Source organism: Metabacillus sp. Hm71, assembly GCF_051842955.2.
GTDB lineage: Bacteria > Bacillota > Bacilli > Bacillales > Bacillaceae > Metabacillus.
In genome coordinates this window covers 1,650,117-1,667,445 of sequence record NZ_CM200278.1, presented here as the reverse complement: position 1 = coordinate 1,667,445, position 17,329 = coordinate 1,650,117, and the positions used below count along the sequence as shown (strand labels likewise).

The 17,329-nt window shown below is 36.7% G+C and carries 10 protein-coding genes; all 10 read right to left on the bottom strand.

The window, feature by feature from the left end:
• Window positions 1-198 precede the first annotated feature (198 nt).
• Window positions 199-1,188, bottom strand: a complete 990-nt coding sequence (locus ACSVDH_RS07975) for a carbohydrate kinase family protein (RefSeq protein WP_439252218.1) — start codon at window positions 1,186-1,188, stop codon at window positions 199-201.
• 56 nt (window positions 1,189-1,244) lie between these two features.
• Window positions 1,245-2,714 carry a glycoside hydrolase family 32 protein gene (locus tag ACSVDH_RS07970; RefSeq protein WP_439252217.1) on the bottom strand — a complete coding sequence of 490 codons (1,470 nt, stop codon included), beginning with the start codon at window positions 2,712-2,714 and terminating at the stop codon, window positions 1,245-1,247.
• Between the two features lie 11 nt (window positions 2,715-2,725).
• A complete protein-coding gene (locus ACSVDH_RS07965; RefSeq protein WP_439252216.1) occupies window positions 2,726-3,967 on the bottom strand; it encodes an MFS transporter in 1,242 nt (413 codons plus the stop codon).
• A 133-nt stretch (window positions 3,968-4,100) separates the two neighbouring features.
• Entirely contained in the window at window positions 4,101-5,084 is a 984-nt protein-coding gene (locus ACSVDH_RS07960) for a LacI family DNA-binding transcriptional regulator (protein ID WP_439252215.1), read from the bottom strand.
• A 47-nt stretch (window positions 5,085-5,131) separates the two neighbouring features.
• Entirely contained in the window at window positions 5,132-6,310 is a 1,179-nt protein-coding gene (locus ACSVDH_RS07955; protein ID WP_439252214.1) for an MFS transporter, read from the bottom strand.
• Between the two features lie 463 nt (window positions 6,311-6,773).
• A complete protein-coding gene (locus ACSVDH_RS07950) occupies window positions 6,774-7,484 on the bottom strand; it encodes an ankyrin repeat domain-containing protein (protein ID WP_439252213.1) in 711 nt (236 codons plus the stop codon).
• Window positions 7,485-8,037: 553 nt separating this feature from the next.
• Entirely contained in the window at window positions 8,038-9,483 is a 1,446-nt protein-coding gene (locus ACSVDH_RS07945) for a PTS transporter subunit EIIC (protein WP_439252212.1), read from the bottom strand.
• Window positions 9,476-11,167, bottom strand: a complete 1,692-nt coding sequence (locus ACSVDH_RS07940; protein WP_439252211.1) for a glycoside hydrolase family 13 protein — start codon at window positions 11,165-11,167, stop codon at window positions 9,476-9,478. The genes ACSVDH_RS07945 and ACSVDH_RS07940 overlap by 8 nt, the downstream gene beginning before the upstream one ends.
• Before the next feature lie 436 nt (window positions 11,168-11,603).
• Window positions 11,604-12,596, bottom strand: coding sequence for a LacI family DNA-binding transcriptional regulator (locus tag ACSVDH_RS07935; RefSeq protein ID WP_439252210.1), 993 nt, complete (start codon window positions 12,594-12,596; stop codon window positions 11,604-11,606).
• Between the two features lie 203 nt (window positions 12,597-12,799).
• Window positions 12,800-16,594 carry an S-layer protein gene (locus ACSVDH_RS07930; protein ID WP_439252209.1) on the bottom strand — a complete coding sequence of 1,265 codons (3,795 nt, stop codon included), beginning with the start codon at window positions 16,592-16,594 and terminating at the stop codon, window positions 12,800-12,802.
• Between the last annotated feature and the right edge of the window lie 735 nt (window positions 16,595-17,329).

Here is a 17,329-nt window from a genome sequence, read left to right as displayed (position 1 = left end):
ATATTTGTTAAAACAATACTGTTTCTACATTTGATGCAAACTGAAAATTCAGAAAATATAGTCGTCTCTAAGGCGATTTAATCATTTTAAACTACTAAACCAAAAAAAGCTTCAATCCTTAAAAAAGGAAATGAAAGCTTTTTATAGTACAAGTGATTTCAAACAACCGATCTGCCTGTCAAAAGAATGAGTTATTATTTATTCTGTTGTCCCTCTCTGTGTAGAAATAAAATTCAAAATATGACGTTTTGCAGGAGCAGCATGAATCGCCCCTTTAACAGAGGCAGTTAGGGCACCACTAGCATTTGCAAAGGTGAGTATTCTCTCATGATTTTGACTAATTTGAAAACATAGATTTTCAATTGATATATCTATGGCTATTAATTCAGACAAAAAGCCGCCAATAAAAGCATCTCCCGCACCAGTAGTATCTGCAACCGTTACCTTAAAGCCTTTGTCTTCAAATTTTTTGCCGTTATTTAAATAAATAGAAGCACCCTTGCTTCCTTTTGTATACACAACCACTTTTACGTTTCCAACAAAAAGAGAGTCAATTGCTTCATTTTCTTCTTCAATTCCAGTTATAAACGTTAATTCCTCATCAGAAACTTTTACAATATCTGCAAGCGGCAAGAAATCGTTTATAGTTTGACGGCAGCTTTCCGCATCTGGCCATAAAGGCAGACGTACATTTGGATCAAAGCTTACGATTCCGCCTTTTTTCCGAACATCCTCTATCACTTTTTGATGTGTTTGTTTCATGGGACTTTCAATTAAGTCCACTGAACAAAAGTGAAGAAGATCTCCTTTCTGAAACCACTCTGATTTTACCTCTTCTGGTGAAAGCAATAAATCTGCTGCATTTTTCCGATAAAAGCTAAAGCTTCTTTCACCATTTTGGTCTACAGATACAAACGCTAATCCTGTCTCCCCTTCATCGCTTCGTAAACAATTTGACGTGTCTACACCATTTTCTTTAAGAACATCCATTATATAATCGCCAAAATTATCATTTGCAATTTTGGTGAGCATGACTGAATGTCCACCGTATTTTGCAATAGCAATCGCAACATTCATAGGAGCTCCGCCAGCTACACGTTCAAAATTTGTAACCTCTTTTAATGATTTATCCTTTTGTGCAGGAATAAAATCAATCAGTGTTTCACCAATACAAAAAACCTTTTTCAATATTTTCCCTCCATACCAAAGAACAAGTGGAAAACACTTGTTCTATTGCTGTTATTTTACTTCCATATATCTTTTAAATTCCAATAAGTAAATTCACTTACTTGTCCAGTACCATTTTCAGCAACTAATTCAATACCTAGTCTTTCTTCCTTTGGATAGATGCGGCTTGTCATTGTTGCCTCTCCATCATTTGCAAATACCTCAATAGAAGATCGGTCGATAAACACCCTTAAGGAAAGGTACTGGTTAGAATCAACCTTTGTACATCTAACCCCATCTTCCACCTTCCCGGACTTGGAGCAATCAAGGGTTAACTTTTGATTGTCAATATAATACATCAATCGTGTCTCTTCATTGTTAAGACCACGAATTTTTATACCAACAGATTCAGCAGTTGTAGCTGACAGGTCAAATTTTACTTTTAATTCAATAAGGTCAGCTGTTGTTTCCGATAGATAACTTTCAGAGATCGATTTGTTTGCACAGACATGATGCTCCGCTTCTCTTAATAAAGTTAGCTCTTCAACAGGATTCATTAATAGTTTGTTATTTTCACCTAATGTTAGCTCCCTTGGTAATGTTAAGGCACCACACCATCCATCTTCTTTCGTTGGCATGTTTGATTCCCACATATCCATCCATCCAATCGCAATGCGGCGGCCTTTATCATCAAGGAAGGTTTGCACGGCATAAAAATCATGTCCATGATCTAATTCTTTAAACTCGCCACGAGAGAATTCGAGTGTATCATAGCTGAAATCTCCTACAAGATAACCGGTTTGGAAAAGATTTAGATAGTTTTCACCTTCCGCTTTGATTCCCTGTGGTGAAAATAACAGAACATATTTCCCTCCTATTTCAAAGAAGTCAGGGCATTCCCACATATAGCCTTCTGTTCCGTTACTTTCAGCCAAAACACCAAGGTACTCCCATTGTCGCAAGTCCGTTGATTTATAGAGAACAACCTTCCCGGTATCTTCTTTTCGTGTGCCAACAACCATATACCAGTGGTCTTCATGCTTCCACACTTTTGGATCCCTAAAATGTCCTGATCCTTCTTCTGGATGCTTGGCAATAACCGGATTCGCAGCTTCCTTGGTGAAATGGATTCCGTCCGTACTTGTTGCAATGCATTGTGATTGGTCAAGTATATCTTTTTCACGATCTACAAATAGATTTCCCGTATAAATTAAGGTTAGTACACCATTATCATCAACCGCACTACCGGAAAAGCAGCCATCCTTCTCATATGCTTCAGTTGGGGCAAGAGCAACCGGCAAGTGTTCCCAATGAACCAGGTCTTTGCTTTTCACATGTCCCCAGTGCATTGGACCCCAATGTTCATCATATGGGTGATGCTGATAAAAGACATGGTACTCGCCTTTATACTGGACTAGCCCATTCGGATCATTTATCCAGTTCGCTGGTGCCATGATATGATAGCCTAAACGGTAACGATCATTGATTTTTTCCTTTGCCTTCTGAAGAGCTTCTTCTGCTTGTTGAATTCCTGTTTTTGTTAACATATTTAATCCTCCTAAACTACTTTTTGTAACACGTCGATATTTTTAGTAGTCGTTTTATTTTTTTTAGAATTTAATAAAGTAAAGATTGAAAGAATAGTAAAACCTAGTACTACCACTCCCATTATGAGATAGGTCTGGCGAAAACCGATACGATCATAAAGTATACCCGCAGCTGGCGAAAGGAAAGATTCGCCAATTTGTTTGGCAAATTGGAAACCAACCAGATATAATACAGAAGACAAGCGATTATCAAAATTAGCTGCCAAGTACTTAAAAATAGCGATTAACATAATCGGTAATTCTAAAGCGTGTATTAATTTCATCGATGAAATACCGATCGGCCCAATCACAAGTCCTGATCCAATAATCCGAATGGCCATTAATAATCCTGCTAAAATTAAACTATTCTTTGCACCAAGCTTATTGACCACAAAAGGTGCCAGGAACATCATTCCGGCCTCTAAAAACACTTGGAATGAATTCAAGTACCCAAATACTTGATTCCCCAGCGCTTCATTCGGGAATAACGATGAATAGTAAATCGGAAATTGTTGATCATAAACGCCGTAGATACATGTAACTCCAATAACATAAACCATCAGGAACCAAAAATCCTTTAATAGAAAGAGCTGACCAACATCTTTTAATGTAACGGAATCTGCTCTCTCCATCTCTTCGTTTGTCATTTCAATCTTCACAGATAAGATAATGGCAACTAAAATAACAGCTGAAATCGATGCTACCCAAAAATTAATATTTGGATTGATATTAAATAATTGACCAGCGAAAAAGGTAGCTGCTGCCCAGCCTAATGAGCCCCACATTCTTGATTTCCCATATTCAAAGTCATATTTACGGCCGATCTTTTCAATATAGGATTCGATTGCACCAATCCCAGCTAGAAACGCAGTCCCTAAGTAAAGTCCGCCAACAATTGCACCCACTATAACGTTATATTGTAATAACGGTCCATAAACATAGATATAAAATGGTCCGACAAATACTAGTAAAATACTGATAAAAAATAAGATATTTTTCTTTAATCCTATTTTGTCAGAAATATAGCCATAAAGCGGCTGCATACACAAAGCAAATATAGCGTTTACAGAAAAGATAATACCTGTTTCTGCTCCGCTTAAATGTATCTCTTGATCTAACCAAATTGAAAATAAAGAATAACTGGCAGACCAAGTGAAAAAGAAAAAGAAAAAATAGGCGCTTAATTTCCAATAGAGACTTTTTGATTTCGTCATGGTAACTTCTCCTTTATTGAATTTACATTATATTTGATGAAAGCATTTGCAACATTATTATATGTCAACCGATTTCATATGTCAACGGGTTGACATATGAAAAAGAAAAAAACATTGCTTCAAATGCAATGTTTTAAGCTGTCGTTCCTTTTACTAATTTTATAGGAAGATGTGATTCATGAGGAAGATCGGTCACTTCCTCCTCGATTTTTTTCATTAGCAAATCTATCGCTGTTTTGGCAATTAAATCGATAGGCTGTTTGATGGTGGTTAATTCAGGTAATAAGGTTTGTGTTGTTTCCGTACCATCATACCCAACGACCTTTATCTGTTCCGGCACAGCCCGCCCATTGCTGGTAGCAACATTTATAAAAGAAGATGCAAATAAATCATTTGTTGCAAAAACGCCATCTACTTCTGGACATTCTTGAAATATTTTACTTATAACATCTTGCTGACTTTGTCGATCAAATACTTCTGGAATTTCATAAATAATAGGAACCCTTCCATGTCTCTCCAATAGATCGATATAAGCTTTCCTTCTTAATCTTGCCGGTGTTTCTAAATCACCAACCCCATCAATTAGAACAATGCTCTGACATCCTTCTGAAATTAATAATTCTGTTGCTATTTTGCCGCCTTCATAATTATCAGAGCAAACAACAGGAATCGTCTCTGAGAGATAACGGTCAATTGCGACAACCGCTAAATTTTGCTTATGATAATCCAAAATGCCGCGGTTATGTGTCCCTACGATAATGCCATCAACTTGATTGCGCAGCAGCATCTCTAAGTATTTTTCTTCTTTATCAATCTGATTTAAACTATTGCAAAGCAACACCTTATAACCTCGAGCTGCACAAATAGTCTCGATATGAAACGTGAGTTCTCCAAAAAATGGATTGGAGGTTGTAGGCAGGATTACTCCAATTAAGTTCGATCTTTTATTAAATAACGAACGTGCCACATCGTTTGGGAAATAGTTAAGCTCGTTCATTGCTTTTTGAACCTTTTCTCTTGTTTCATTGCTTATATAGCCGCGATTATTTAAAACGCGCGACACCGTTGTTGGCGAAACACCAGCTAATTTTGCTACGTCTTCTATTTTAGGCTTCATTTTTAGTTCCTCCTGCATTCATTACAGACACTATTATAACAAAATAATCACGATGTCTTAGCAGAATTCTTTTTCGCAAGGCTCATGTCCTTCATAAAAATAAAGGTAAAAGCAATCAACGCAAGAAACATCAATAGTGAACTATATAAAAACACTTCTCTCATCCCTACTGACTCAGCCGTCATTCCGCCGAGAATACTTCCTGTTATTCTTGCGATTCCTAAGCTAATTAAGCCATACATCGTTTGACCGGAAGCCTTTAGCTCCTTTGGAACCTCTTCATTAATAAACATCGCCATTGTCACCATTAATACGATAAAGATCGCACCATGGAATAACTGAATTGGCAGAACAAGATAAGGACTTTCAACTAAGTAAAAGCAGAGCCAGCGTACCCCTGCAAAAAAGGCTGTACTTAATAAAATAAGAGGAACCCCAAACCGCTTAATAATCTTATCAGCAAAGAGGAGAAATGGGAGTTCACTAATGGCTGATACTAGCATTGACCAGCCCAGCAATGACGTATCCGCACCCAGTTCTTTATAAAAAATCGGGAAAAATGCATAATAATACCCTAAGCTTACCTGAACAATAAAGCTTAATAGAAGAAGAATGACGAGTTTACGATTTTTAAATACCACCCATATTCTTACTTTTTTGCCGCTGGCTTGATGCCCTTTTACTTTTGGCAATTTAAAGCTAATGACCATGGCAAGCAGCATAATCAAACTGTATACGATAAAGATCGAATCAATTTGATTCCGGGCATATAGGCCAAAACCAACTGACATGAGCGCAAATCCAATGGTTCCCGCTAAGCGGATCGGCCCAAAATTCCACTTTGTTTCCGTTAAATATTCAAGTGTGATCGCATCACTCATTGGGTAAATGGACGTTTGGAAAAAGGTAACCAAGCACATAATAACCAACAAATATACGAAGTGATTGGATAAAGGAAACAGCAGGACTGAGATAGCGCTCCCAAATAATAAGATCTGCAAAATAGTATTCTTTGTTTTAGAGCGATCCCCAATACTTCCCCATATCGGCTGTGCCAATATTGCCATGAGAGGCCCGAAGCTGAGCAAAGCAGCAATTTCTGTTTTACTTAAATCAATACTATCTAAATAAACAGGCAAAAACGTTAGAAATACGGCATTCCCCATATAAGCAACCGCATACAAAATTAAGAAAAAGAAATAGATAGTAGAAGACTTGCGGTCCACAAGATTCACCTCTTGCAATAGAATAAGATGGTATTTATTGTACACCTAATCTGTTAGCAGCCGCTACCTATTAATACTTAGTTATAAAGAAAACTTGGCTGGCGCCAATTCTTTAGGCGCAGTACGGCTGCCTAGTTGCACTTATACTTAATTCTTAAAATTTGCCACTACGTCGAATTCTCTCCTGCGCTGCAAATTTATTCTTTCTTAACGTGCAAAAAAAACCCGGGAAAAGCAAATTTCCTTCTGCATGGATCCCAGGTTTTACTAATTTTTTCACAAATATTTTCTAAAGCAAGCAAAACTCTTGCATACTTGCTTTGTTTTTCTTAAGAGGGTTATGGTAACTTACATATCCATCTTGACATTTCTTAAAGATTCATAGCAACGAAAATAGTTTTATTCTATACATCACTTGTTTCATTTGGAAAAATTTCCAATTATTATAACAACTTCAACCTATTTATTTTGCTCCTGCTTTTAGCAAAATTTTTCCAATCTCTTTAAAACCCTTTTCACGTGCATGTTGTAACGGAGTCACCTTATTATTGTCTGGAATGTTCACATCTGCCCCATGTTCTATCAGCAATTGCACCGTTTGCTGCTGCTTTTTGTCTCCATTATTTAAAATAATCGCCTCTAATAAAGCTGTCCAACCAAGATTATTGATATGATTTACATCAATATCCGTATGGGTAAGAAGTTCTTTGATTACTTCTACATATCCGTGTTCTGAGGCAGGGATTAAAGCAGTTCCTCCATACCTATTTGTAATTGTCGGGTCGGCACCTGCTTCTATCGTAAGTTTTAGAATATCGATATATCCTTCTGCACCAGCATAAAGGAAGGGATTGTTTTTCATATCATCCTGGATATTAACGTCTGCCCCGGCTTCGATAAGCACTTTAGCAGTTTTGACATCTTTATTATAAGTTGCGATCATCGCAGCAGTTCGCCCTTTTGAATCCTGTGCATTTATATTCGCACCTTTCTTAACGAGTTTGCCTATGATGTCTGCCTCTCCATGTTCTGCTGCTTGAAGTAGCTGTTTATTTAATTCTTCGCTCATAATTTCACTCTCCTTTTCTTGTTTTTTCTGTTCTCCATTGATGTTAGAGATGCAACCTTGAAGCAAGAGAATACACCCTATAAATGCCATCATCCACTTCCACATAAAATATCGGCCTCTATTCCAATAATGTTGTCTCTGGTCCTTAAGTGAGCTTTATTAATTCAATGTCTAGTTATTCCTTTGGAAGAGCTATTTGCTGATACTCCTTTAAATATTAGATATGATTTTTTTCACTAGCAAGAAATCATTTATTAACCTCCCTCAATGTTCTAGCTAACATCTGCAAAATTTTTCGCTTAAAAATGCATCGAGGTTTAAAACCGTTGTGAAAAATTTCTTTTCTTCTAAAATTATGATATCTTAGAAAGTAGTATATGAAAAATATAAAAAAAATTAATTTCACTTAAGTTTTTCATATAGTAAGGGAGTTTTTTCGCTGATGGATAACTATCTGCATCTTACGGGCTTAATACGGCTGAAAAATCATTATCTCTCAAAAACTGCTCAAAACTTTACTAATCTATTAACGAAGCACCTCCAGCAAAAAAACGGATTGACAGTGTTAAGGATATTCCAGTATTAAAAATCCCAATCTCTCAGTAATATCAATGAGAAATTGGGATCTAATTATATTTTAAACATCTCTGCTTCTGTTTTAGCTAACATGGCTTAATTTTTGATCTTCGTCTCCTACCATCACTTCTTTCGGAACGGCAAAGAAATAAGTGATAAAGAGTGCTGCAGCAAAAATGAGAATGGAAACCACAAGGTAAACAGCCAGCTGATTCCACTCATATATATACATTAAAGGTGAAAGTATAACAGCCAAGCCGTATGAATTTGCTTTGATGTTTAGAATAGAAAGAATCGCTCCTCCAACTGATGAACAAGCAATCATCACATAAAGCGGCTTCATACTATACCTCATGACAACACCAAACAAAGCGGGTTCACTAACACCGAGCAATTGTGTAGCAGTAGCACTTGCTCCCATAACTTTTACCGTACTTTTTTTCGCTTTAAGTGTAATTGCCAAGCAGGTGCCAGCATTAGCAAATCCGTACATTGCACAAAGAGTAATGAGTGGATTAAAACTTGTATTTGCAAGCAGAGTAGTTTCAATCATGATAAATAAATGATGCATCCCTGTCATTACGGCCAGAGGATAGATAAATCCGATCACAAGTCCGCCAATACCTAGTGGGGCTTCTATAAGTTGGGTAACAACTGTAATTAATCCCGTTTCTACAAAGTGCAATAAAGGTCCTAAAATGAGTAAGCCGGTAATCATCATACATAATAAAACAAAGAATGGAGTAAAGATTAAATCTAATGCATTAGGCATAACAGCTCGTAACTGTTTCTCAAGTTTTGCACCGAGAATCCCAACTACCAAAGCTGTCAGGACACTACCTTGATAACCAACAACTGGTATGAAACCAAATGCCATAATCGGTTCGACACCACTGTTGATGTCAGCTACAGCATACGCATTAGGAAGGGCAGGTGAAACGAGCATTAACCCAAGAACAAAACCAATAATCGGCATTCCTCCAAAATTCCTAAATGCAGACCAGCAAATTAAAGCTGGTAAAAAAGCAAAAGCTGTATCTGTCAAAACTGAAATTAACGTCTGCAAATAACCGGGTATATCATCAATGCTCATTCCCATTAATCCCAAAACCGCATCACTAAACAGCACACCTTTTAATCCAAGAAATAAACCTGTTGCCCCAATGATTGGGATAATCGGAATAAAGATATCTGCTAATGTTCGCACTGCCTTTCTAATTCCCTTGTCCTTACTAGTAGATGCGGCATCATTCTTAGTTTCCTCAATCTCTTGAGTGGTCCCATCCCCTCTTAAGGCTAAGTAGACTTTATTGACTGTACCAGTACCTAATATAACCTGATATTGTCCGGCATTAAAAAATACGCCTTTTACTTCATCAATCTTTTCAATTGCTTCATCATCAATCTTTTCACGATCTTTTACGGAAAAACGCAATCTTGTAGCACAATGGACATATGATTCAATATTATCCTCACCAATAACTCTTACAATTTCTTTTCCTATCCGCTCATATCTATTTTCACTCATGATGGCTCTCTCCTTGCTTTAAGAGTATTAGTGCTTGATATGGTTTTAAAAAGTATTCTTGCTCAGAAACCGTTTGTTTATCTTCTTTATAGTTGTCTAATAACACATCAAATTTATCATCTAACACAACTTTTTGCTCATCACATGAAAAATTAAAATAACAAACAATTTCTTCAGCATAATACTTCCGTTTATACGCAACAATTGTTGGGTGATCTTCTAAAATAGGTTCAATCTCTCCATAAATTAAGCATTCACTTTTTTGTCTAAGTTGAATGATTTTTTTATAAAAATGTAGAATGGAATTCGGATCCTGCTCTTGCTGCTCAACATTGATCGATCTGTAATTATCGTTCATTCCAAGCCAAGGCTTAACTTTTGAAAAGCCTCCATATTCCTGATCATTCCAATGAAATGGCGTTCTTGAATTATCACGGCTTCTTAAATTGATAAAATGTAATGCCTCTTCAGCGCTAAAGCCCTCATTCATGGATCGATAATACTGGTCAATACTTGAAATATCATCAAATTCTTCAATGCTCTTACGTTTAAAATTAGTCATGCCAATTTCTTGTCCTTGATAAATGAACGGAGTTCCTCGAAGATAAAAGAACAGTGCACCCAACATTGTTGCAGAATAAAAATTTCTGTTCTCTTCTTCTTTTATATACTTGCTTAATGAGCGATTCTGATCGTGATTCTCTAAAAAGTTTGCTCCCCAGCCGACTTTTTGGATTTCCGTTTGGCTTTTGAAGATCAATTTCTTGAGATCCAGTACATTCCACTCAACCCTTTTAAACCATTCACTACCTGAGGCTACATCAAGGTCTGCGTATCTAAAATCAAAAATCATTGAAAAGTATCCATTATCGCCGATGAAATCCCCGTACTGCTCATAAGGTACTCCAGGAGCTTCACCAATTGTCACACAATCATATTTAGTAAATGTCTCTTCTTTAAGTTCATGTAAAAACTCCTCAATACCCGCTTGATTTCGTGCCTTCTTCGTACATTTTACAAGTCCGTCAGCCCCATCAGCAGGAAGGTTATCAAAGTTTTGATCTTTCTTTATAAATGTAATCGCATCTACGCGAAACCCGGCAATACCTTTTTTTAACCAATAATTGACCATTTTATATAACTCGTTTCTAACCTGCTTGTTTTCCCAATTTAAGTCAGGTTGTTTCACCCCGAAAGAATGAAAGTAGTACTCATTAGTATTCTTCAAAGGCTCCCATACACTGCCTCCGAAAACAGAGCGCCAATTAGTAGGAGGCATGCCATCTTGTCCAGATTTCAAAATATAGTAATCTCTATATTTACTATCCTCTGGGTTCTTTAATAGATCTTGGAACCAAGGGTGTTCATCTGATGTATGATTGATCACGAGATCAAGGACAATTTTAATTCCTTTTTCTTTCGCTCTCTCTATTAATTCATCTAAATCTTTCATGTCGCCGAATTCTGGATTTAGTTGATAATAATCAGAAATATCATATCCGTTATCAGCCATTGGTGATTGGTAGATTGGACAAATCCATATCATTGTAATTCCCAATGACTCTAAGTAATCAAGCTTTTGCGTAATTCCTTTAATATCACCTATTCCATCATTATTCGAATCATAAAAGCTTTTTGGATAAATTTGATAAATAACTTCTTTTTGCCACCACTTCTTCTCCAAGTTGTTCCCTCCTAGTGTTTAAATAGTAGTTTCTTTGAATAACTCGATTGCCATCTGAGTATGGTATCGGTTCCATATATCTTCAAAAAAACAATTAGTAATAGGCGCTCGTTTACGTAAATGTAAAGTAAGTATTTATTCGACATATAAAGTTAAAACATCATAACAAAACACCTAAAACTATATGGTATCGGTTCCATATCTAATTAAAAAAACAGACAATTTAATCACTTGTTATTGGAACCGGTTTCCGTGTTTATTATACGTTTAGTATTTGTTCTCTGTCAACGCTTTCTTACAAAATTATTTTTTCTACATTATCCATTTCACCATACATTTCCTTGGTTTTCCAAGTATATCCCATAACTTTTCTAAAAAGAAAATACCAATCAGTTATGGGAATTTAACTTGTAGGAGGATCAATAATGCTTATTAACTAAGTGGACTGGCGAATAATTAATTCTATTGGCAACTCATAGTTTTTTATTTCTATCTCGGGATTATCAAGCATTTCGAGCATCACTTCTATTGATTTTTCTCCCATCTGATCAACAGGCTGACGAATGGTGGTTAATTTAGGGTCTAAAATTTCCGCAATTGGCTGATCATCAAAGCCAATGATTGCAAGATCAGATGGAATTGATAACCTCTGTTCTTTTGCTTCAATCATGATTCCAGCTGCAACTTGGTCACTTCCTGTAAAAATAGCCGATGGACGATCTTTCATTTCTAAAATTTGCTTTATTACCTGCTTTCCATCTTTAATGGTATGTTGATCGATAAAAATCCATTTTGGGTTGATCTTAATCCCTGCTTCATCTAATGCTTTTTGAAACCCTTGATTCCGATCTTTCCCTTTGCCCTGTTCATCAAACAAACCACCTGTACAGTAAGCAATTTTTTGATGACCTCTTTCAATCAAGTGCCTTGTGCCTAAGTATGCCCCTTTTGTCTGGTCCAGGCGGATCATTGGAACAACCGATTGATTTACGTAATCATTGCAAAGCAAAATAGGGCCGTATTGGTTATATGACTCAATCATTTCCCAATCATTTTCAATTGAGGTCATAATAATTCCATCTACCTGTTTTGTTTTTAATAAATTTAAAAATGCTAATTCCTTTTCTTTGTCTTCATAACTTTGTCCAATCAACACTTGATAGCCTCTTTTATAAGCCGCCTGTTCTATCGAATTGACTAAATAAGAGAAGAAAGGATTAACAATTTTAGGAACAATAACTCCTATTGTTGTCGTTAACTGTCCTCTTAGCCTTCTAGCAGATGGATTAGGTGTATAACCAAGCTCTTTCATTGCATTTAGCACTAATTCTTTCTTTTTATCCGAAACATAAGGATGATTATTTATCACACGTGAAACAGTTGTTTTTGATAATCCTGATAATTTTGCAACATCTGATATTGTAGCCACTTGCGATCACTCCACTGTAAAATATAAATATGAAATCAGTTCCATATTCATTTTACTTTATTAAAGAAACCTATTGCAATGGGATTTAATTGACCAAGTCATACATAAAATTATTCTGTGAGAAAATAGCAAAAACCCAGGAGAAGCAGATTTTTCATCTGCTTATCTCCCGGGTTTTTTCATTTTCAAATAACAATGCTAATTTATTCACTTGTTTGTTCAGTTAAACCTTCAACTGCTGCCTGTAAGGATGTTTTTGCAGCAGCAACCTTCTCTAGTGTGACTTGAGGATTTTTTATTACAGCCTTTGCCTCTGTTAATGCTTTATGGAAGGTGTTCCAGCTTTCTTTTGTGTAGTTTTTATGATCTTTATCCTTATTTGCTTCATACAATTGCTGTAATTGATCTTTGTTGACCTCCACTTTATTTCTTCCGGTAATAACATCAATACCGTCCAATACAAAAGTACCGGCCTTCACAACAACTTTAGCCGTGTGTTTGCTGTCCTTAAGTCCGCGGATGTGGTAAGAGGTTTGTCTATCACCTTTTGAATAAACTCTAACATCTTCATCAATTAATAGATCATCAATATATACATCTATTATTGAATCTGGTGTCGCTCCAAACAAATTGAAGCCTGAGCCTTCAAAATCGAAGATCATACTGCTGTTGCCTTCTTTAGGTGTACTGTAAATATTGACCCCGCGATAATCCATAAAAGTTTCTTTTCTTTCATTGTCTTTCAGCGATACCTTTAGGGTATGTGGATTTTCTTCCAAGCCTCTAACGGAATACATGACACCGTCTGCTCCTACACCAAAGTCGCCCATATTGACCCCATCAAGCTCGAAGTTATATTTCGACTTTACTCCGGTTCCGGCAAGGTAATCAATACCTGAGCCTGTGAAGTTAATCAAAAGGAATGGATCATCATCAAAATTCGCCCATGCATTGGTTGTATTTGAGCCCCAAGAACTATTCTTTCTAAATGCATACACCGTATTTTCTTCATTCCCAATTAGTGATTCATCTGATAGTTTAACAAGATCATTTGCTGCTAATTTTTCGACCGCTAATATTGCTAAAGGATCATTCGTCTCTATTTCTGCTTTGCTAAAGCTAGTATACTTGTCTTTTGCTACAACTTTCAGCGTGTGTACTTTTTCTTCAAGATTCTCTGCTGACCAAACAACCTGTTCAATAGAACTATTATTCACGTAATTGGCCTCGCCTACTAATTTGCCATCTAAATAAACATCGGCTGTTCCATTTGATGGATTTGTCTCGCCATACAGCCTGATTTCATTTCCCTTAAAGAATATTTCAAAGGAAGCACCTGCTGATCCCCAGGCATTTGCACTGTTCGATGACCAATTACCGGAATAGAACACTTTGTTTAAGGTCCCTTGTACCGTTGTTGAGTCACTGAAACCTACTGTTATTCCATTCCAAACAGGAAAATCTGTTTTCGCCGTCATTTGGGTACGGTTATGGTGCGCATACCCGGCTTGTTTATAACTCCAATCACCGATATAACCAATCGGATTCCATTTGTCAGTATTGTTTAAAGCTTCTTCTTCTGTTTCATATTTCTTACCTTGAGCATTGTCATATTTATCTGATTTATAGGTATAACCTTTAATTGGATCGATACGTAAATTATCGATAAAGGTTTCATAATAACCAGATCCCAGCACAACTCTTCCTGCCATTACAGTTGAATCTTCGTCCTTATAAGCAGCTATTTCTTTGCCGTCAAGATAAAGTGTAAATACATTTTCCTTCGCTTCAAACGCTAAATTATGCCAAACTGTGTTATCAAATCCTTCAATTGTACCTTCTTCTACAACATCGCCAAGTTTAAGGATTTCGTATCTTCCATCTGCATAGACACGTGCATTGTATGGTGCACTCGAATCTGCCCAACCTGCTTTCACTTGACGTACTCCAATTAAGGCATAGTTACTTCTGCCTTCTTTTTCAGGGGTATGAGTATCAAGTAAGAAATCATAGGAAACTTTATAGTTTACCCAGCGGAAATCACCAAGTACGGTGTGTGGATTAACACCAGACTCTGATCCATCTGTTCCACCCCAAACGGACCAATCTGCTCCAATAATGTCATGAGCTATTTTCTGTTGCAGCATATTTCCATGAGCTTCTTCATTTGGAATTTCTAAATCTACACGTTTTGCACTTCCACTAGCTGCCTGCTTGGTTGCATTTTCAACAACTTCAAAGGCACCAATCTGGTCAGTCGTATAACGTGGAGTGCCTCCGCGACGCTCAACATAATTTCTGCCTTGATCATCATTTTTATATTTTTTATATTCAAAATCATCTTTATATGGTAAAGGCATGATCGTGTCTTTTGATAAATCAGCTGGATTTGATTCATATTCAAAATCTTCAACTTCAGATTCCTTGTCCAATGTAGAGATCGTCACAATGGAATAAGGTTTCACTTCAATTTCATATTCACCATCTTCTGGTGTTATGACATTGATATTTTTAAACCAGTTTGCATCATAATTATCGCCTTCATCTGGTCCGCGTGTTTCCCATACGTAGACCTTTGCATTCTCTTTTCCACCTAGATTTGTAGCCTTAATCGTATACTTACGCGTATCATTTGTATTATTTGTAAATACGGTTGTATAGTCGTTTGTTTCAGGATCTTTTAACGTCATATAATTATGCGTACTCGTATCGACCTTAACTCCGCCATCACCTTCAGCACCGTCACTATAGGTAGCTCCCTTGACGTACATCCAGCGCTCGTTTTCTGTGGTTGTGCGATCATCATGCTCAACAAAGTTCATCACATGACGAACACCCTGTATCCCACCGTCTGCTTCATAAAAACCAGACCACGGATCAAAAGCACTAATTAGATGTTTTGGATTATATTGTGCACCTTGATAAAATGCTGCAACAGAAGGTTGGAAATCAAATGAAACAGCATTCAACGGATTTTTGGTTTCTCCAGTCCAAGAATAGATCGAAATAATCCTTGAAATGACATCGACAACCCCTACATTTCCTCCAATTCCATTATAATGCGGTTCCATATTTTCTCGATACCGAGCATTAATCATTGGTGAAACACCCTCAGATATCCAAACCTCTTTTGGTTTCTTTCCGTCAGCAATTAACTTGTTTTGCAATTGCGTAAGCTCATTTGATCCATTTAAATCATAGTGTGCACTTATTACATCAATTTCATCAATTAAATCTGGATTATTAAGCAGTACACGACTTATGGATGCTGTATCACGATAGCCATCTGCCGCAACTAGTTTAATATGTTTATAGTCTTCTTCATAATTTGGCTCTTCTTTAATCTTCGAAGTGAAGTATTTCAGCCAATCAACTTCTATTTTATTATTTCCACTTATTGCTCTTTCATTTTGAGAAATGCCAATATAATCTAGTTTAAAGCCATACTCCTCATATACTGCATCGATTGTTTGTTTATACCATTGATAGCGATTCTCGTACTCCTTATTAGCTGCCCCATTCCATGAAAAACGCGGCTCACCCCAACGTAAAATTTCGGTCGTGATATCAGGGTTGATTGATTTAGCATCAGCGGCAAATTGGAATCCCGCTCCCCTGAGCACATTTGCTGGTTCATCAGCATATCGCATCGTGGCAGGCTCGGTTCCAGAAGATGAATTAACATCAGCACCTAGCTCCACCTTGACATGAGTTAATCCAGCACCAGTATCTTTGTTAAACAGCTTGTTCATGATTTCCCAATATTTCTTCGGGTGCTCTTCTTTATAATCTAAAAGCAGCCGAGATGTATTATTAGCTGTAACCGTTCCAAACCCTTTGAATCGGTTATATTTATCTACATTGTTTCCATCGATTGTAATGGTTTTTGTGACAACTTCAGCTTTAGATTCATTTGGTTCGATAAAGCCAACAGAACCAATGAGCAAGACCGTAGCACATAAAAATCCGATGAATTTTCTACATCTTTTTCTTATCATCATCTTTCCATCCCTTCGCTAAAACTTTGAATCGTTTTGCTTACTGAGAGTTTCAGTTTGCATTTAGAGTTCGCCGAAATTTGCTTGATTAGCTGATATATCTGGGAGATCGCTGATATAAATTTGAATAGCGCCGATTCTCAATTTTCCGCTGATATTCTGATGATCTCCGCCGTAAAATCTTGGGTATCGCTGATATATTCAGTTTTTCGCTGATATATTTTGAAAATCGCCGATATTTTCGATTTTCCGCCGATATATTTGGAAATTCGCCGATATTTTCGATTTTCCGCCGATATATTTGGAAATTCGCCGATATTTTCGATTTTCCGCCGATATATCTGGAAATTCGCCGATATTTTCGATTTTCCGCCGATATATCTGGAAAATCGCCGATACCCCCAGCTATTTGCCGATAATAACGGTGCTTCCTCCAGCTGAACTACTAATCTTACAAAAAAATAATCCCCCCTTTATTATCAAAAAGGATGTTTATGTTAGCTGAATCAGGACCTCCTTCATCAGTTCTAACCCTCCATCTGAGTATTCGGATAATATTTTTTGTTAGCGTTTTCATTATTTCATATTACCTTTCATTTTTAATAACATTTTATTGACTTCATTTAATCTTTTTTTTACATCTTTGACTGTTTAAAAATCTCCTAGGGACCAAAAAATCCCGTCTCAGTCATAACCGAGACAGGATCATAGCAATTACATAATGATTCTAAATGA